The sequence below is a fragment of the Paenibacillus sp. FSL R7-0210 genome, assembly GCF_038009085.1.
Classification (GTDB): Bacteria; Bacillota; Bacilli; order Paenibacillales; family Paenibacillaceae; genus Paenibacillus_AQ; species Paenibacillus_AQ silagei.
Window position 1 is genome coordinate 6601763 of record NZ_JBBPAR010000001.1, and the last position, 18677, is coordinate 6620439.

Sequence of the window (18677 nt, forward strand, 5' to 3'; positions counted from 1 at the left end):
TGAGCTCTGTCGTAAGATAGAGAGATCCTTGGAGGTGTTTTTTGCGTTGGCAACTAGAGTGAGTTACCCGGTAGACCAGCATTACGAACGATATAGGAAAGCTGCTGCAAACTGGGCGTTTGCCGTTACTAGGACAGATCTCCCAACATAGACATAAGCTGATGAGAAATGCTTATGTCATGTGTAGGGATGGTGTAATATAGATGGCACAAAAGTTGAAAAAGAGAAGTACGCGGTTAACCGGAAGGATCGTTATTCCAGGCAATCCGTCGTACAATACGGCTAGAATGGAGTTCAATAGGCGCTTCTCTAAATTTCCAAGGGTCATTGTTTTTTGCCAACGAACTCAGGATGTGATCAACGCAGTCAAATGGGCACGTGAGCGGGGCATACGGCTGCGGGTACGTAGTGGACGGCATAGCTATGAAGCCTTCTCGGCTGTAAGTGGCGGTATTATTATCGATGTGAGCGAGATGAATAAGGTTAGGGTTGATCGGAAAAACAGAGTGGCCATTGTCCAAACGGGTAATCCGCTTGCCCGTGTGTACAAAAAGCTGTGGAATAAGCGGGTGGCAATTCCGGCGGGGACTGCTCCGGATGTAGGCGTAGCGGGGCTTACCCTTGGAGGGGGCATTGGACTACTTTCCCGTAAATTTGGACTTACGTGCGATAACTTGAAGCAAGTGAAGATGGTCGTAGCTTCGGGGCGATATGGGGCAAAGACGATTGTGGCAAACAGGAAAAAGCATTCCGATCTGTTGTGGGCATCACGAGGCGGAGGGGGAGGGAACTTTGGCGCTGCTACAGAATATACATTTCGGGTTAGACCGATTTCATCAGTTTCTATATACAGTATTACGTGGAAATGGCGTGATCTTGAGAAGGTGTTCCCGGCATGGCAACGCTGGGCCCCATCTGTCACGAACCGTCTAACCTCAACCATCGAGGTGTCTGCCAAACAAGTGGGCACCATTGTATCTACCGGGCAATTGCTTGGCGGTGCAGAGGAGCTGCGCCGATTGATTAGACCGCTCTTGCGAGCAGGCACTCCGGTGAAGGTGATGGTGAAGACAGTGCCTTTTATTGAAGCGACCAAATTTTTTGCCGAAGCGGACCTGAATTTGGAACCAAAGTTTAAAATAACCGGGGCCTACGGATTCCAACCATTGCCGCCTGAAGGAGTACGAATTATACGCGACTTTTTATCTAAAGCACCCAACAGGCACTCTAGCGTGTGGAGCCAGAGCTTAGGTGGTGCAGGAAGCGCGGTGAGTCGAGTATCGCCTGCTGAAACGGCCTATCCTCACCGGAAGGCTGAGACAATCTACGAACTGTCAGCCCGGTGGAGAAACAGCAGGGAGCAGGAGCGGAATATTCAGTGGGTGGAAAGGTTCCGCAGAGCGTTGCGTCCCTTTGTTAAAGGGGATTATGTGAATTTTCCCGATTTGCAGATTAAGAACTGGCCCAAGGCGTACTATGGCGAGAACTTTGGCCGATTGAAGCAGGTGAAGCGAAAGTACGATCCTCATAATGTGTTTCGTTTTGCTCAGAGTATTCCAGTCGGTAAACAGATCAGAAAATGACAATATGTTCTCCACGGTGAGTTTAGAAAACTAATCAACAAAGATGCGGCTGGAGCGTAGTACACTAAATCGGGTCGTATCTTTGTTAATAATCATTAAGCAAACGGGCAGTTTTTTGGAGAAACATGATATCATTAAGGAGCGGGACTGCTCAAAGTACGGGTTTAAGGAGATAAAATCATGAAGAAAAAGAAGATTGCTTGTTTACACGCCCACTATTCAAATATCCAGTATATTCAAAACGCTCTTACCTCTGATGAGTTGGAATTGGTTCATTTTGTGGATCCTGGTTTGATGAGTAGAATTACATCAGATAAAAATTTCGATGAAGGACAAGCCAAAAATAAAGTCATCGAACAAATAGAATGGATATCACAAGCAAATGTTGAGGCTATTCTTATCACATGTACTAATTATATTGCTCTTCTTGAAGAAAACCGGCTTCATACATCTATTCCCATAATAAAAATTGATGAGCCTTTCTTTAGTTCGGTCTGCAGTATTACAGAACCACAAGTTCTATTATTCACTAATCCAGCAACCGTCGCAGGGACAATGAGCAGGCTTAATGAATTTGCTTCTATACAGGATAAGCCAATTCATATTGAGGCACGTGTCATAGAGAATACATTTGAGCTAATCATGCAAGGTAAAAATGAGCAATACGTTGAAGAATTATCAAAGTACATAAAGGGGATACTTGCATCAGAAAAAAACAAGAAAATTTCTGTTGCACAATTATCTATGGTGGAATCAGCCGTTAAAGTTGAGCAAGAATTAAATGTGAAAATCGGGAATCCGTTGGATTCACTGATAATACATTTCGAGAGCTTGTTGCTCAACTAACGGGGAATGTGAACATTAGGCAGACAACATTAAACCGATCAAAATCCTTAGTGGACTTTGATCGGTTTATTCCGTATTTTTCCGAAGAAAAATCGAACGAAATATTCTTTATTCCCCAATATATAGTGTAAGACCGAAGGGAGGGGTGATGAATGGAGCATCCAAAAGAATATTCTCAGCTCATTACGCTTACGCTAGCCGGCAGTCGTGAAGCATTTAGTGAGCTATATGAAGCTACGATTAGGGATGTATATCAAACCGTTCATTTCCTCGTTCGCGAAACAACTGAGGTGGATGATATCGTTCAGGAGATTTATATTCAAATGCGCAGATCTCTTGACCATTTTGACATCAGTCGTCCCTTTAGACCCTGGCTTATGGGAATAACAGTGCGACAAATTCATGCCTACCGGAGAAAGAGATGGACGCATCTCCGAATTCTTAAGAAGGCAGAGCAGGTCAATTTGGTGGTGGAGCCTGAATTCACAAGTAAGATTGTCGACAAGATCTCTAACCACTCCTTGCTTGCTAGCGTAGATAGTCTTCCGTATAAGCTGAAGCAGGTGATTATTCTGCATTATTTAAATGAATTATCGCAGGAGGAAAGTGCCGTAATCCTCGGGATTCCTCTAGGTACCGTGAAATCCCGTATTCATGCTGCACTGCGCAAGCTTCGTCAGAAGCCAGAGAATCAGACTCTTTTTAAGGGAAAGGTGGAGGATCTGCATGAATTTCAATGAAAAGCTGCGAACAGTTCTGCAGGAAGAGGCCAGAAATTTAAATGCCACACCGGAACTGAAGGAGAGAATACTAAATCAGACCGTAACCGGACAAGGGGGAAAACGAATGAAAAAGAAGTTGATCGTAGCAGGCGTTTTGGCAGCTACTTTATTAATTCCTACTGGAGCGTTTGCCGGATATCATTATCTGGCGGATAGTATGTATGGTTCGAAAGAAGCAGCTGCTACGATTGGCCTAAGCCAGCAGAAATATGAGGAGTTAGAGGCCAAGCTGCAGAGGTTGAAGCATAATTTTAGCGAGGAAGAAGCTGCCAAGGTTATGTCCTTATTGAAGGAATTAGGCGATTACAATCTGCTTGCGGCAGATTCCAAGGGGAGTTTTCACATAGAACGGCTTAATGCAGAAGATCAGAAGGCTTACAAGAAATTACTGGTGGAGCTTGAACCGTATTTCAAGAAAATGAACGAAACGGATAAATCCAAGGCAAAGGTATCTGGCACAGATCGTGGCGCTTTCTGGGATAGCTTGCTTGAGAAGGCTGAACAGAGACTCACTAAACAGGAGTATAGGGAGCTTGAATCCATAATAAATGAGTTGAAAAGCTATGATGCCAAGGTAACTGATGCAGACGGAAGTGTTCATATGGATCGGTTGTCGACAGAAGAAATACAAAAGCAAGAGAAGTTATTGGAGGTGCTCACTCCTTACGTTGATAAGATAGACACAATGATGAAACCGAGCTCTTAACCCTTACTCTCTCAGCATGGCTTAAAAATCAGTCATTATAAACCAAAACTCGCAGGAGCTTTATTTATCAGCAAACTGACCATAGAGCAGGGTAGGTCGGGAGGGTGCGTAAATGGGCTTTTGCGAGTTTTTTGTGCTACAAAATTTCTTAGCAAAAAACTACATGAAGCCGATAGATAAAGAAGAAGAAATGAGTAGGAGAGGGATACTCTTGGCTAATTTTTCATGGGGTCACCAAATGAAAATGAAGTACATCTTTTTATTCCTGGGGTTACTATTAGTTGTTCTATCAGGCTCACGCTTATTATGGATGGAGTTGTTTGGCGGTTTACAACAGGATTCGATAAAAAACGGGGAACTCCATTTGCGTAATTGGAATGCAGAAGACGGGCAGATTGTTTTGCTTGACGGGGAATGGGAATTGTATTCCTCATATTGGTTCAAGGATGGCAAAAAGCAGCAGGGCTTGGCCTTGAGTGAGCCAAGGATGATTCAAGTTCCAGGGGGATGGAACCAAGCTGTGCATCCCGGGACCTCTACTCCATATGGATTCGGCTCGTACCGCTTACGAATATATGTGAATCCGCAGCAGGATCTCAACTATAGTATTCGTGTGCCAAGTATACGCACTTCGTCGGAAGTATACGTAAACGGCCGGTTACTGGCTAAATCCGGGCGGGTAGCAGATTCAGAAGAAGTCTCTATCGCTAAGAATCTTCCGTATTCTACAACCTTTAGGGCCGACAAAGATGGTGTAATCGAATTGGTAATTCAAGCGTCCAATTATGTGGATAGCCGGAGCGGTGGCATTGTCCGGTCTATTAAATTCGGGACAGAAGAAGCAATTATCCAGGAGATGAAACTTTCGGTATCTATGCAGGTTCTGACAACGGTTATCTTTCTGATCCATTCTGCCTATGCGTTTATATTATTTGTATTGGGTAACAAGCAGACAAAGTTGCTGTATTTCTCTTTGCTGACATTCTCTTTCACACTAAGCGGTGCGTTAAGCAGTGATGAGAAGCTGTTCCATCAAATCATTTATATCGGCAACGTATGGGATTTCCGGCTATCCAATGTAGCTTTTTTAGTTGGAGCCTATGCATTATTGGAGTGTACGAATCATCGCGAACTAGCTCTTTGGCACAGAATATATCCTGTATTTAGGGCACTGATCTTGGGGACCGCAGGGATTACGCTATTGTTGGATACATATCAGTTAACCAGCATCTTCCCTGTGTATAATCTGCTAGGCGGTACTGCTGGAGTCGTTGCAACGATTGCGATCTGTAGAACAGTGGTCAAGGATATGAGAGGGAATCTGTTATTGTTGTTCTCCATCCTTGCGTTGATCCATCATGTGATCTGGATGCTCTTCTGGCGGGAGGGCGGTTATAATCTTCTCTATTATCCGTTTGATTTGATTATTTCAATGGGGTGTTTGGCCTCAGTATGGTTTAGGAATTATTTTAAAATGTACGAAAACACGAATGAGCTAGCAACAACCTTGCAAAGAATGAATGATCATAAGGATCAATTCCTGGCGAATGTTTCACATGAGTTCAAAAATCCGCTGCACAGCATGCTCAACCTATCACAATCTGTTATGAAACGGGAACAGCATGTAATGCAGGCAAGAAGCATCAAAGAGCTTGAAACTGTTTCTTCTGTAGGGCACCGGCTAACCTTGATATTAAACGATTTGATTGATGTGATGAGCCTGCGGGAAGGCAATCCCCGTATCAGCAAAAAGGTTATACCGATCCAGCCGATCGTGACGGGAGTACTTGATATGCTGCAATTGAATGCAGAGGTGAAATCTATACAAATTACAAATCAAATTCCTAAAGATTTTCCTCTGGTCCATGCAGATGAGAACCGGATTATTCAGATCCTCTTTAATTTACTTCATAATGCTGTGAAATACACAAATGATGGATTTATTTTGATTTCGGCTTATGTAAACGACGGGAGGGCTTATATCGTTGTTGCTGACACCGGAATTGGAATGGATGAGGACATGCTTAAATGCCTATTCCATCCATACGAGCAAGCCAACACAACGGAGACCATGATTGAAGGCGGCTTCGGGTTAGGGCTGAGTATAAGCAAACAACTGGCGGAGCTTCATGGGGGCACATTGGATGTAACCTCCATTAAAGGAGAAGGTTCGCAATTCAGCTTCTCTTTACAACTGGCAGGCTTGGAAGCGGAGGCGGAGAGTGCGCCGGCGAAATCTTTTGAACCGTTACCCATATCTGCTGTGGCAATTCAAGAACCTGTTCCAATGAAAATGCACAACGCAAACCCTCTGAGTGATGAGACACCGGCAAGGTTCTTCAAGATGGATTCCGACCGTCCGGTTTTATTAATTATTGATGATGATCCTGTTAACCTTCAAGTGCTTGAAGCCATACTGCCACCAGACGAATATGATACAACCATGGTAACCAGTGCCAGACAAGCGTTGGCTATTCTGGGTACGAAGGAATGGGATGTGGTAATCTCTGATATCATGATGCCGATGATGTCCGGATATGAACTGACACGAAGGATTCGTGAGCGATTTACCTTCACAGAGCTTCCTGTTCTGCTTCTTACTGCTAGAAGCCAGCCACAGGATATACATAGCGGTTTCCTGGCGGGAGCTAACGATTATGTGACGAAGCCGGTAGAAGCCATAGAACTTAAATTGCGGATACAGGCGCTAACGACGATTAAGCAATCCATTCGGGAACAGCTGCGATTAGAGACTGTATGGCTGCAAGCCCAAATTAAGCCTCATTTCTTGTTTAATGCTTTGAATGCTATATCAGCGTTAACGGATATTAATCTGGAGAAGATGCGTGATTTGCTTGATGAATTCACTAATTATCTGCGAAACAAATTTAAATTCCAGAACATTGAAAGTCTTGTTCCGGTTGCAGAAGAGCTGAGTTTAGTGCGTTCTTATTTATATATTGAACAGGTGCGGTTTGAAGAGAGGCTGCAGGTGATTTGGGAGATTGATGATCACAGGTGCATCAAAGTCCCGTTTCTTACGATTCAGCCTCTCGTTGAGAATGCAATTAAACATGGAATCATGAAGCGCAAGCGTGGAGGCAGCATTGTCATACGTATTTCCTTCGTGGAGACCCGGGCAGAGATCACAGTTAAAGATGATGGGGTCGGAATGGATGAGGTTCAATTGCAGCGATTATTGGAAAGGCGTAAAAGCAGTAGTTCCGGCGTCGGATTAATCAATACGGATCAGCGCTTGAAGCGGCATTTCGGAACAGGCCTTCATATCACAAGCTCGCTGGATGCAGGGACAACGGTAACTTTTCACGTTCCGCTCAGCAGTAATGAATAACAATGATGAGATCGGCCGGAAGGATGAAGTGGTAACGGTACCGTCCTTTAAAAGGACGGCAAAGCCGTTTCCACTTGTACAGTTTAGTTTCGTACGAAGCGTTAATGTTATCCACCTTTCGTTATCCACGCGATTTAGACTTCGGCTTCTCCAACCGGCTACGTTCACGCATAGCGTTGATTTGTCTGGCATGTCTTTCGTCCCGGCGGCCTTGTCTCGTTCGGAGTTGGCTCAGCATAACGAGCAGGCCCAGGGTGCCGAGTACATAAGAGACGATGGGATTCACTTCATTCCACAGGTTGACCCCGGCCAGAAGTAATACTGCGCCAATGATGGTGGCAATTAACCGCTGTGTATTTTTATTCTGCGTCTCGATTAATTTTTGCTCGAGGGAGCTCGCCAGCTTGACCCTTAAGCCTCCGCTATCCATTTTATCGATTGCAGACATGAACTTCTTGGTCGTTGGAAGGATGTCTTTGAGCATATTCTTGCCATCCTCTACAACTTTGGAGATAACACTTCCCCGCAGATCCCTCCGCACCACCTGTTCCACATAAGGCTTAACCGTCCCAACCAGATCAAGATCCGGGTCCAGTCCGGTACAGAGTCCGTACACGGTGCCTATGGCTTTGCCCAGGAATGTGGTATTGGCAGGTAATTGAAAAGGCTGGGAGTAGAGGAAATTACGCAGTTCTTCCACATTGTCGCCTGACGTCACAAAACTCAGATCGAACGTATCGCCGTTGATTTGTTCGAATAATAACGTAAGATTCCTGGAGAAGACCTCCAGATCTACATTGCGTCTTAAGAATCTCAAACGATTAAGAGCGTCGATAGCGCCGTGGGCGTCTTTCAAATATACGGCCAGCAGAAGGGCTACCATCTGGGTCTTCATATCACGGGCGATCCGCCCGACCATTCCAAAATCAATCAAGGCGATGGTGCCGTCAGGCTGCACGAGCACATTGCCCGGGTGCGGGTCTGCGTGAAACAAGCCATTCAATAAAATCTGTTCCACGAACATTTCGATCAGCGATGTTGCCAATTGGGTCCGGTCCACCCCCCAAACGTCGAGCTTGGCGAAATCATTGATTTTGACACCTTCCATAAACTCCATGGTCAGCACCTGCGATGTAGTACAGGACCAATGGATGTGCGGAATCACGACATCCTTCCGGTGGGCTAGCTGCTGCTTGAACTCTTCGGCATTACGCCCTTCTTGCTGATAGTCGAGCTCCTCCATAATGGTGTCATGAAACTCATCATACACGGCATCAAGATCCATGAAGTCTGTAATTAGCTTCTGGCGCTTCAATAACGAAATAGCGACCTGAATGGATTTCCAATCAATCGCGATAATGTCCTCCACCCCGGGCCGCATCACCTTCACGGCGACTTGCTCACCTGTCCGTAAGGTGGCCCGGTGGACCTGTCCGAAGGATGCTGCTGCAATAGGAGTCTCGCTGAACTCAGCATACATCTTGCTGATGGATACCCCGAGTTCACGCTCTACCTTCTGCTGGATCTCGGAGAAATCTACGAATTCTACAGAATCCTGCAGCTTGGACAATTCTTCAATAACTTCCTTCGGCAGCATATCCACCTGCGCACTCACATGCTGCCCAAGCTTGATAATTAGCCCGCCCATATCCATGGCGGTAGTCGTGAAATACGCTGCCTGCTTGCGGTATAAGGCCCGTTGCTTCGCTGCAAAGCGCCGCCTTGACATCACAACCTTCAGCTTGCCCAGCCACCAGAAATCCCAGGCGAACTTGAAAATCATCCGCATGGTTCTTCTGAACCTTGCATCCTTCATTAATTTCAGGAATTCGCTCATACTTGTTCATCTACCACAGAGTTATTATGCTGCATCCCAAATCTCTCCTTCTAATCATCCATGAGCCTAATTGTATGATATTTCATACCAGACAGATATACAATTAAAGGCTTGGGCGGCTGGCTGCTGATGACTCAGGTTCGTCCCTGAATGCCAGGCGGCCGAGCAAGCCGACCACCAAAGCCAGCGATGTCAAAACCGCCGCCAGCAGATACAGGTTGACGATCCCGAACCGTTCGGCCAGTCCCGCCATGACCAGCAGCGAGATGCAGAACACCAGATGCAGCAGCGAGGCTTGCGCCGACAGCACCTTGGGCAGCATCTGCTTACTGGTGCTGCGCTGGATGAGGGTACGCCGGTTAATCACCGACAGCTCCGCGAACGGTCCCATCAGCAGGACAAGGACCAGTGCTATATACGGCTGGGTATTCAGAGCATACACCATGGTGAGCAGGCCATAGCCCGCCATACCGATGAGCATCGCCCCCAGATAACGGTTGCCGATGAGACGCACTGCCGACAGGACCAGCAGCCCGCCGCCGACCGTTCCTGCGAAATAGGCTGCGTTAATGAAGCCCCACCATTCTTCGCCTTGCTTCAGCGCCACCTGGACGAAGGCCAGCGTGAACGCACCGACCCAGACCGAGCCTCCAAGCATGTCGATGATGTCCATGAAGGTCAGCATCCGCAGGCGGGGCATACGCCAGATGACTTGCCAGCCTTCGGTCAAGGTCTTCCACTTCGAAGAGGATGGGGGTACCGGCTCCAAGCCCGCCGGCTGCCCCTGCATCTGAGCCATTGCTTCTGCTGGCTCTCTCACGCCAAGCGTAAATGCGGCCGCCAGCCCATAGATGGCCGCTGTCAGTAGCAGCGCCGGGCTGGGCCCAAGGAATGCGACCAATAGGCCGCTCAGTCCCCAGCCCGCAAACTGCACGACCTGATCGCTGACGCTGATCAGACCGTTGGCTTGAAGCAGCCCTTCCTCCCGCGTTACGAGCCGCGGCACCAGCGCATTACGGGCTGGAACGGTCCAGCCGTCGAGGAAGGACATGACGAAGACCAGAGCAAAGACAAGTGTGAGTGAAGCAGCCGCGCCGTTAAGCTGCAGATACAGAGCCAGCAGCACAAACAGCAGGAACTGGCCTGTCTGTGAGATCAGCAGCAGCGAGGGCAGCTTGATCCGGTTGATGAGCAGCGGCGCAATGAAGCCGCTCACCATCTGGGCCGAGCTGCGCATCAGCGGCATCAGCGCCGCCGAGACAAGGGAATCCGTCCGGTCCAGCACCAGCACTGTCAGGGCCATAATATACAAGACATCGGCAGCATTCGCGGCCGTCTGGGTCGTCCAGAGATAATAGAAGGAACGTGTTAATAACTGTGGTCTCAAGAAATTCGGGGCCTCCATTTCTGCATCCATAACGTCAAATGTAAGATAAGGATAACAATAATGGAAATTTAAGATTTTGACAAACCTCACTGAGGGAATATGAAGCCGTTAGATTGTTCATTTCATATGACGGGTTAACGCCCAGAATATCAGAGCCAGAGCACTGACTGTTGCACCGAGCAAGCACACTCCGTTCCAGCCCGAGTATGCATACATACTGGTGGATGCAATCGATCCTGTGGCGCTGCCAATCGAATAGAAGACCATGTAACCGGCAGTAATTCTGCTGCGGGCTTCCGGGCGCAGATGAAGGATCATGCTCTGGTTGGTGACGTGTACGGCTTGTACGGCCAGGTCAAGAAGGATAATCCCAATGATTAACGCGAGCAGCGAATGCGGAGTATAACTGATTGGCAGCCATGAAAGAAGCAGCAGAGTCAATGCCACGCCGGTGGTCTTTTGCCCCAAACCCCGATCGGCCAGACGGCCTGCCCGCGCTGCTGCTAACGCCCCGGTAACTCCGGCGAGACCAAACGCTCCAATCGCGGTATGTGACAGGGACAGCGGCGGAGCGCTGAGCGGCAGCACCAGGGAAGTCCACAAGATACTGAATGCGGCGAAAATCAGCAGGCATAACACAGCACGGATTCGCAGCAGCCGTTCTTGTGCGAACAGCGTGAACAGTGAACGGAGAAGCTGCGGATAGGATAAGGATTCTCTCCGGGGCTCAGACTGCGGCAGCACCCTGAACAATACACCTGCCATGATTAACGTGAGTCCTGCGGAGACAAGGTAGACCGAACGCCAACCGGCCAGATCCGTTAACGCGCCGGCGAATGTCCGCGCCAGTAGAATCCCAATGACAATTCCGCTGGTCACCACACCGACCGTGCGCCCGCGTTCGGCCGGGGCAGCCAGAGTTGCTGCGAATGCAACAAGCGTCTGTGTCACTACCGCAAGCAGTCCGACCGTAGCTATGCCTATGAATAACACCATGCTGGTGGGGGCAGTGCCCACAACAACCAAAGCCAGCACGGATACCAGCATCTGTCCGGCGATCAGCCAGCGCCGACCCAGCAGATCGCCCAGCGGCACCAGCAACAGTAGTCCAAGGGCGTAACAAATCTGAGTCACTGTAATCACGATGCCGACGGAAGAATGCGTAATCCCGAATTCGCTGGAGATCGCGTCCAGTAAGGGCTGGGCGTAATAAATGTTGGCTACCGCCAGTCCGCAGGTGATGGCAAATAAGAGCGCAACCTTACGGGTCATTGAAGATGCAGGCGTTGGCCCGGATGGTGCGGTAATGGCTTGCGGTTCTTTTACAAAGTTAACCAGAGATAACGCCTCCTTCGATATATGGATATAATAATATACTGAACGGTATGAAATAATTCCTGATAAATATACCGCTAACCAAAATTAATTGTCAAGGGGAAAGCGGGAAGAGTCGGATATAAATTGCTCTAATTGACAGGGGCTACTTAGTCAAATACAATCGTAATATACCATTCGATACGAAATGAGGGAGATCTATGGCCCGGCCGCGTGAATTTGATGAGGACAAGGCGCTGGATGCAGCGCTGCATGTATTTTGGGAAAGAGGGTTCGAGGCTGCCTCCTTAAGCGACTTAACCGCAAGAATGGGCATTCAGCGTCCAAGCCTATACTCTGCCTTTGGAGATAAAAAAGGATTATTTGAAGCTGCCTTGCGAAAATATACAAGTTCCCATGCCGCCTATGTCCGGGGCAGTCTGCACAAGCATTCTTCGGTGAAAGAGGCATTCCGTACTTTTTTTGAAGATGTGGTGTCCAAAGAATATGAGAAAAGCCCGAGCACGGGGTGCTTCTGCATCAATTCAATGGTGGAACTAGCTCCCCATGATGAGAAATTTGAGATCCTGACCAGGGAACATCAGATGTACCTCTCGGTCATCTTCCAGGAAACGATTGAACGGGGCTTGCGGTCAGGGGAGCTAGCTGCCGGGATTAATGCCAAGAATCTGGCGCAGACACTGGTCATTTCGTTAATAGGACTTACGGTGTTCCTGAAGTCCCGTCCTGACAGAGCAGTTGTTGATACTTTTGTAAAAGAGATACTTAACTTATTAACCATATCCTAATCAAAAGAGGAAAGGTGATGACCATCTTCATGGAATCAACTAAAGAGAGGGAGCTCTCCTTCGATATCCGCAGAACCCTTATCTTGGGTGCCTATATGCGGGAGTGGCAGATGCCGGAATACCGGGTCATTCTGAAGAAGCCTGAAACAGGAGCCTATGTTGAGATCTATTATTTTCCTGCAGTGGAGGGGGAAGAGATTGCGAGGTTTGCAACAGTAGGGTTATCCGCGACTCACCGCCTAAATGGGCAAGCTGTGGGTACAGAGTGGGTGATGGCTCTGACCTCTGACTTAGGCGGAGAGTCTATGGACCGGATATTTACCTATCTCAGTGATCTTATCGCCCATCATATAGAGGGCGCAGGTGATTCACGGATACCTAGAGTGATGGAAGAGAGTCCGCTGGCCCCGGCTAACTGGACAACCACTGCTTTTCTGCTGGATGAGCTGAGGGGAGAAAGTGAAGAGCTGGAGGAGATTCAGGTCGGGAGCGAGAAGGCTGAGATCGTATGGGCGCTACCAGTCACGGCGCAGGAGGCCGCATTAATCTTAAGTGAAGGCGTGGAGGCCTTTGATTCCTACATCGAAGAGATCGAGCATTCTATTATTGATCCGCGGCGCTAGTCAGACTCCAGTTCGCCGATACGTTCAGCACCATATAACTGGTTCAGATGCTCGATGTGGGTGACTCCCCAATCATTCATGGCCTGCATGATGCCGGACAAGCTTCGTCCGTATTCCGTGATGGAATACTCCACTTTCGGCGGGATCTGGTGGTAAATCTCACGGTGAACAATATTATGGTATTCCAGCTCACGCAATTGTTGTGTGAGCATTTTTTTGGTGATCTCAGGAATGGCGCGCTGTAATTCGCTGAATCTCATAGCTCCGTTATTGAACAGGCGCAGCAGAATGACGGGCTTCCATTTCCCCACGAAGATTTCTAATGCGGACTCGAATTTGCAGTAGGTCATATCGCTGCCCCCTTGATTCACGTAAGGTATCTTTGAAGTAACTAGGTTTAATTAAAGTGTCTACTTCTCATGGGAAACCCTTCATATTATTATGCAGCTAAGGTTTCTGTAGCGCAAGAAGAACCGCCTGCCCGAGTGGAGGGCCCGGATGCGGCTTGCGTAAACATATGAGAAGGAGTGACATTGTATATGAATTTCGTGTTATGGGTCTTACAGATTGTTCTAGGTGCGGGGTTCTTGTATTCGGGTTGGCTGAAGGCATTTCAGTTGGACTCGGCCCGGGCGGCCTGGAGCTGGGTGAATGATGTGCCGCAGGGGTTGGTTATGGGTATCGGCATCGCTGAGCTGCTGGGGGTCTTGGGGTTAATTTTGCCGATGGCTCTTCGCATCCAGCCGCAGCTTACCCCGCTCGCCGCTATGGGTCTGGCTGCTGCCGCAGGCTCCGGTCTGGTCTTCCATCTATTGCGGGGCGAACCGAATGTGTGGATCAACATCATCTTTATAGTACTGGCGGTCATTATTGCTGCCGGCCGATTCCGGCTGTTGCAGGGAGGCTAAGCCCCGTCCCTTGACCATACTAAATGGATTACTACAGCTATCATTATTAATGATACTCACCTTCTCTTCTAGTCATTTTACCTAACCGCTGGAACAGCCTACACTTTGTATGAAGCCACTATAGCGTAACAGGAGGATATGAAGATGAAGGCAATTACACTTGGACCGCAGGGTCTGCAATATACGGATCATCCGGACAAGCGTCCTGAACAGGGACAGGTCAAGGTAAGGTTAAAGACAGCCGGACTCAATCACCGGGATTTATTCATTATAGCTGCTGCTTCTGCTACAGAAGGTGCACCGGGTCCGATTCATCCTTGTGTGCTGGGTTCAGACGGGGCTGGTGTTATTGAAGAGACGGGTGAAGGGGTAAGCGGCCTGGCTCAGGGGATGGAAGTCATTATTAATCCATGTCTCGGATGGAATCGGGCGGATGAGGTACCTGTGGTTCCTGACATATTGGGTTACCCTGCAGACGGGACTTTTGCGGAATATGTGATTGTGCCTGAGCAGAATGTTGTGCCTAAGCCAGTGTATCTGTCCTGGGAGGAAGCGGGTGTCTTACCCTTAGCGGCACTTACTGCGTATCGGGCGTTATTCACTAGAGGGGGCCTGAAGTGGGGCGACCATGTACTGATTCCGGGCATTGGCGGCGGAGTGGCTACGTTTGCTGCTCTTATGGCGGCAGCGGCAGGGGCGCGGGTTACAGTTACGTCCAGAAGTGAAGCGAAGCGTGCAGAGGCCCTGCAATTACCGGTTACTCAGGTTATAGACAGCAACACCCGTTGGAGGGAAGAACTCGGGAACCATCCTGTAGACCTGATCCTGGATAGTCTAGGTCCAGCCACATTCGGGCAATACTTCGAGGTCATCAAGCCGGGCGGGAGAATCGTCATGTTCGGCGCAAGCTCGGGCGATGATCTCACCATTCCGGCCAGAGCGATCTTCTTCCCGCAGCTTCAGTTGCTTGGAACATCCATGGGCAGCCATGAAGAGTTCACCGCGATGCTTCGGTTCATGGAGCAGCATCAGATACACCCTATCATGGATAGCGTGTATTCCTTAGCGGAGACCCCGCTTGCCCTTCAGCGGATGGAACGTGCGGAGCAGCTCGGGAATATTGCCCTGAGAATAGGCTAAGGGTAGAGATACAGGACATGCAGGCGCTACTGATTCGGCCCGATTGCCTTGCACCCGCTGAATGTGATCGGTTTTTCGATTACATTTGGAGCGGATAACCTTTCGTCAGCCGAATGTGATCGGTTTTTCGTCTACATTAAAAACGCTACTGACATAACGTTGTCAGTAGCGTTTTTTTATCATTAGACATGTACACATTCAAGAGAGGATGAACACTTATGAATTTCGCTTCGATACGCATCATTACTGACGACATCGATCGTCTGGTTGAGTTCTATGAGCAAGTGACAGGGGGGACGGCAGAGCGGCCCGCTCCGGTATTTGCCGAATTCGTTATGCCCACATGTACTCTGGCCATCGGCCACTCCAAGACAGCACAGCTATTCGGCGCAGATGCTGTAGTGGCGGGAAGTAACCGCACGGTTATTATGGAGTTCCGCGTTGACGATGTTGAAGCGGAGTATGCACGCTTGAAGCCAGCTGTTGAGGATTGGGTACAGGAGCCAACCACGATGCCGTGGGGGAACCGCTCGATGCTGTTCCGTGATCCCGACGGCAACCTGGTGAACCTTTTTCAGCCGGTGACGGAGGATGCGGTTAAACGGTTTGAGGGCAGGTAATAACAGAGGTGCAGGCGGGTTAGATCATAACGCTCCTGCATCTCTTGCCGTATAGAACGTCGGATAGATCGGGCGGTAATGCAGTTCGTCTCTGATCCGCGAGGTATCGACAATCATGTCCCATGGATCATATGGCTGCTGCAGAGCTTCAGGCGCGGGTTCGGCCTGATGAAGCTGAAGCATCTCGGCCACGGAGATCGGTGCATCATCAGCCACATTATAGATGCGTCCGTCGATGCCCGGCGTGAAGGCGGCGAGCATCAGTGCCTGGCTGATATCCGCATGATGGGCCATATGGATGCGTCTGGCCGGATTCCATTGGCTGAAATAAGGCAGTACCTCCGCGATATGGGGGTCGCGCTCACCGTAGACGAAGGGAAAACGTACAATACGCAGCCCTAAGCCCTGTTCACGGTGAAGTGCCAGCAGCGCCGCTTCAGCTTCCGCCTTACTCTGGGGATAGGCAAAAGCAGGCCGGAGGTCATCCTCCTCCCGGCTGGGCCGGGAATGACCTCCTGGTCCGTAGACGTGGTTGGTGCTTGCGAATACGAACCTTGGCACATCCGCATCCAGCGCTGCACGGGCCAAAGCCACAGCGCCGTCAATATTGGCTATTCGGGTGGTCTGCTCATCCACGCCGCGGAACTGGGCGGCTAAGTGAACCACAACGCCAATGTCCCGCAGTGCCTCAAGATATCCTTCCGGCTGCAGAAGATCGCCTTCTACGCATTCAGCCCCTTGCTGGCGAAGCTCCTCCACCCTGGCAGTATCCCTGACCAAGAGTTTAACCTGATGGCCGCGCTGGAGCAGACGCGGAACCAGACGGCTTCCTACCTTACCTGTTGCTCCAGTTACAAAAATCTTCATCCTCAGATCCTCCTAAGTTGTTAAGTCATAGGAGGAGTATAATGGGACGCGCGAATAGCATCCTTCCTGCCTTTATCGTATGATTGGGAGTGTCAGGATAAGGAGGCGATTCTATTCTATGGAGAACGTTTCTTCCAAAATATCATTGGGTGAATTTCTGCGTACGCGCCGGGAACGCCTTACGCCGGAGGATGTGGGGTTGAAATCTTATGGGCGACGGCGGATTACAGGGCTGCGCCGGGAAGAAGTAGCCCAGCTTGCCCATATCGGAACCTCGTGGTACACCTCCCTGGAGCAAGGCCGGAACGTCAATCCATCGGAGGAAGTGCTTAATAATATAGCCAGAGCCTTGCGGTTAACAGAGGATGAACGCCAGCATCTGCATCTTCTTGCCAGACCGGTACAACAGGACAGGGAAGCGGATCTGCACATTCCTGCGGGCATTGAACGGATGATCCAGGCGCTAGGTCCGCATCCGGCATTTGTGCTGGGGAGATATTGGGATATGCTGATGTGGAATCAGGCGGCTGAGCTTGTGTTCCGGTTACCTTCGTGTGCGGATGCGGTGCCGGAGAGAATCAACTGGGTCAGATATCTTTTGACAGGGCTGTGGCCATCCGTAGAGGGTTGGGGAACTGGAGCCAAAGTCCTGATTGCCCAGTTCCGTGCGGATTACGCGCGCTTCCCTGATGATGCGAGGTTTAAGCAGCTCATCGAAGAGTTCATGCAGAACAGTCAGCTCTTTCGCGAGATCTGGCCGCTTCATGAGGTTCAGGCCGTAGCAGACCACCACAAACAGAGATATGATCCCCGGATCGGCGAGATGGAGTTTGAGCATGTGACCCTGCAGCCTCCGGGTAATCCGGATCTGAAGGTAATGATCTACACAGCTTCAACAGAGACAAGTGAGCGGCTGCAGCGTATGCTGGAGACTCTTGGGGCACAAGTGAAATAGATAAAAAGCTGGAGGCCTCCAATGGGGCCTCCAGCTTTTTTGTACATAAATCGGACCTAGTAGGGGTAGTCCTAATTGCAATTTGTACAACTAAATCGCCGGATGTGCCGCCAAATCTCTTTTTAGATGTATTTCGTGCAATTAAAATGCCTCTAGTTCTGGATTTTTGCCCATCCAGTCAAATTTAGTTGTACAGACTACAATTAGAAGAAGATGGACTTCCGTTTCACTGTTTTTAGTTGCACAGAATACACTTACCCCTGTTTTTTCGCTACAGATACAGCCTCATCCCTTACCGCATTTATGGACTGAAATCACTTGATTAATTAGGATGGTCTTTTACCCTTGAGAAGGGAAAACGGGGCGGTTAACAGAAATGGTATATGTACAGGAAATCAGCGAAACGGAAGGATAGAGCCATGAGTAACTTAATCCTGAAGCATTGGACGGAGGAGTGTGAGCTGCCCGGGATCAATTGTATTGCTTGGGCAGATGGCAGCATTACGATTCTGAATATTGAGACCTGTTACGACCCGAATACCCGTCAGCGTACAATGCGCTGTTCCCCCTTGTGTGACACAACGATTGAGAGCATTGTGAAGCATAACGATGATCCTTGGACCATTGTTGATGCATGGACGAGTCTGGATTATGAGGGCGGTACAATCTACGGCGGGGACGGGCAGATGGGGAATGAGGGCTTCATTGCCTGCACCGATGCGGGCGGCAATATGGTTTGGGCTTTTTTCTCGGATGTCACCAATCCTATCAAGCAATTAAGTATTGAAGACCGGACATTAATCGCGATGAATGAGCATGATGAGCTGAGGATCGAGATCAATCTGGATCATCTTACAGAGATGAGGCTGATCCCATGCCGCAAGTAGAATCAAGAAATGCCTTTTCCAGTATTCTAGAATGAACATAGAGCGGTTGGAACGAGGGGGT

17 protein-coding genes are annotated in these 18677 nt (G+C 49.1%); 12 read left to right on the forward strand and 5 right to left on the reverse strand.

Annotated elements, in window-relative coordinates; genetic code table 11:
* Window positions 1-203: 203 nt before the first annotated feature.
* The 5 genes from MKY64_RS28020 to MKY64_RS28040 all read left to right on the forward strand — a co-directional run bounded on the left by MKY64_RS28020 (window position 204) and on the right by MKY64_RS28040 (window position 7269).
* A complete protein-coding gene (locus MKY64_RS28020) occupies window positions 204-1583 on the forward strand; it encodes an FAD-binding oxidoreductase (RefSeq protein ID WP_036722975.1) in 1380 nt (459 codons plus the stop codon).
* Window positions 1584-1760: 177 nt separating this feature from the next.
* A complete protein-coding gene (locus MKY64_RS28025) occupies window positions 1761-2429 on the forward strand; it encodes a hypothetical protein (RefSeq protein ID WP_155991243.1) in 669 nt (222 codons plus the stop codon).
* Window positions 2430-2581: 152 nt separating this feature from the next.
* Entirely contained in the window at window positions 2582-3169 is a 588-nt protein-coding gene (locus MKY64_RS28030) for a sigma-70 family RNA polymerase sigma factor (protein ID WP_036722972.1), read from the forward strand.
* Complete coding sequence (locus tag MKY64_RS28035) at window positions 3156-3917, forward strand: DUF3600 domain-containing protein (protein ID WP_340957042.1); 762 nt, start codon at window positions 3156-3158, stop codon at window positions 3915-3917. The genes MKY64_RS28030 and MKY64_RS28035 overlap by 14 nt, the downstream gene beginning before the upstream one ends.
* Window positions 3918-4155: 238 nt before the next feature.
* The gene (locus MKY64_RS28040; protein ID WP_340958189.1) at window positions 4156-7269 is read left to right on the forward strand and encodes an ATP-binding response regulator; all 3114 of its coding nucleotides are present in this window, start codon (window positions 4156-4158) and stop codon (window positions 7267-7269) included.
* Between the two features lie 121 nt (window positions 7270-7390).
* On the opposite strand, the gene MKY64_RS28045 is transcribed toward MKY64_RS28040, so the two are convergent.
* The 3 genes from MKY64_RS28045 to MKY64_RS28055 form a co-directional block, all read right to left on the reverse strand.
* A complete protein-coding gene (locus tag MKY64_RS28045) occupies window positions 7391-9106 on the reverse strand; it encodes an ABC1 kinase family protein (RefSeq protein WP_340957044.1) in 1716 nt (571 codons plus the stop codon).
* Between the two features lie 103 nt (window positions 9107-9209).
* The gene (locus MKY64_RS28050; RefSeq protein ID WP_340957045.1) at window positions 9210-10493 is read right to left on the reverse strand and encodes an MFS transporter; all 1284 of its coding nucleotides are present in this window, start codon (window positions 10491-10493) and stop codon (window positions 9210-9212) included.
* A gap of 117 nt (window positions 10494-10610) precedes the next feature.
* Window positions 10611-11765 carry an MFS transporter gene (locus tag MKY64_RS28055; protein WP_340957047.1) on the reverse strand — a complete coding sequence of 385 codons (1155 nt, stop codon included), beginning with the start codon at window positions 11763-11765 and terminating at the stop codon, window positions 10611-10613.
* 263 nt (window positions 11766-12028) lie between these two features.
* On the opposite strand from MKY64_RS28055, the gene MKY64_RS28060 reads away from it, so the two are divergent.
* A complete protein-coding gene (locus tag MKY64_RS28060) occupies window positions 12029-12616 on the forward strand; it encodes a TetR/AcrR family transcriptional regulator (RefSeq protein WP_339252483.1) in 588 nt (195 codons plus the stop codon).
* A 29-nt stretch (window positions 12617-12645) separates the two neighbouring features.
* Window positions 12646-13239 carry a suppressor of fused domain protein gene (locus MKY64_RS28065; protein ID WP_339252481.1) on the forward strand — a complete coding sequence of 198 codons (594 nt, stop codon included), beginning with the start codon at window positions 12646-12648 and terminating at the stop codon, window positions 13237-13239.
* Here the strand turns inward: MKY64_RS28065 and MKY64_RS28070 are convergent.
* Window positions 13236-13589, reverse strand: coding sequence for a winged helix-turn-helix transcriptional regulator (locus tag MKY64_RS28070; RefSeq protein ID WP_339252479.1), 354 nt, complete (start codon window positions 13587-13589; stop codon window positions 13236-13238). The two genes, MKY64_RS28065 and MKY64_RS28070, sit on opposite strands and share 4 nt — an antisense overlap.
* Window positions 13590-13778: 189 nt before the next feature.
* On the opposite strand from MKY64_RS28070, the gene MKY64_RS28075 reads away from it, so the two are divergent.
* From MKY64_RS28075 to MKY64_RS28085, 3 genes are all read left to right on the forward strand, one after another.
* A complete protein-coding gene (locus tag MKY64_RS28075) occupies window positions 13779-14147 on the forward strand; it encodes a DoxX family protein (RefSeq protein ID WP_339252477.1) in 369 nt (122 codons plus the stop codon).
* A gap of 144 nt (window positions 14148-14291) precedes the next feature.
* Window positions 14292-15287, forward strand: a complete 996-nt coding sequence (locus MKY64_RS28080) for a zinc-binding dehydrogenase (protein WP_339252475.1) — start codon at window positions 14292-14294, stop codon at window positions 15285-15287.
* A gap of 218 nt (window positions 15288-15505) precedes the next feature.
* Window positions 15506-15907, forward strand: coding sequence for a VOC family protein (locus MKY64_RS28085; RefSeq protein ID WP_339252474.1), 402 nt, complete (start codon window positions 15506-15508; stop codon window positions 15905-15907).
* Window positions 15908-15931: 24 nt separating this feature from the next.
* Here MKY64_RS28085 and MKY64_RS28090 read toward each other — a convergent pair whose 3' ends face one another.
* The gene (locus MKY64_RS28090; protein ID WP_339252473.1) at window positions 15932-16774 is read right to left on the reverse strand and encodes an NAD-dependent epimerase/dehydratase family protein; all 843 of its coding nucleotides are present in this window, start codon (window positions 16772-16774) and stop codon (window positions 15932-15934) included.
* A 118-nt stretch (window positions 16775-16892) separates the two neighbouring features.
* Between MKY64_RS28090 and MKY64_RS28095 the strand changes: the two genes are divergently transcribed.
* Together MKY64_RS28095 and MKY64_RS28100 are read left to right on the forward strand one after the other, a co-directional pair.
* Entirely contained in the window at window positions 16893-17729 is an 837-nt protein-coding gene (locus MKY64_RS28095) for a helix-turn-helix transcriptional regulator (protein WP_339252472.1), read from the forward strand.
* A gap of 419 nt (window positions 17730-18148) precedes the next feature.
* The gene (locus MKY64_RS28100; RefSeq protein WP_339252471.1) at window positions 18149-18616 is read left to right on the forward strand and encodes a hypothetical protein; all 468 of its coding nucleotides are present in this window, start codon (window positions 18149-18151) and stop codon (window positions 18614-18616) included.
* Window positions 18617-18677: the final 61 nt, after the last annotated feature.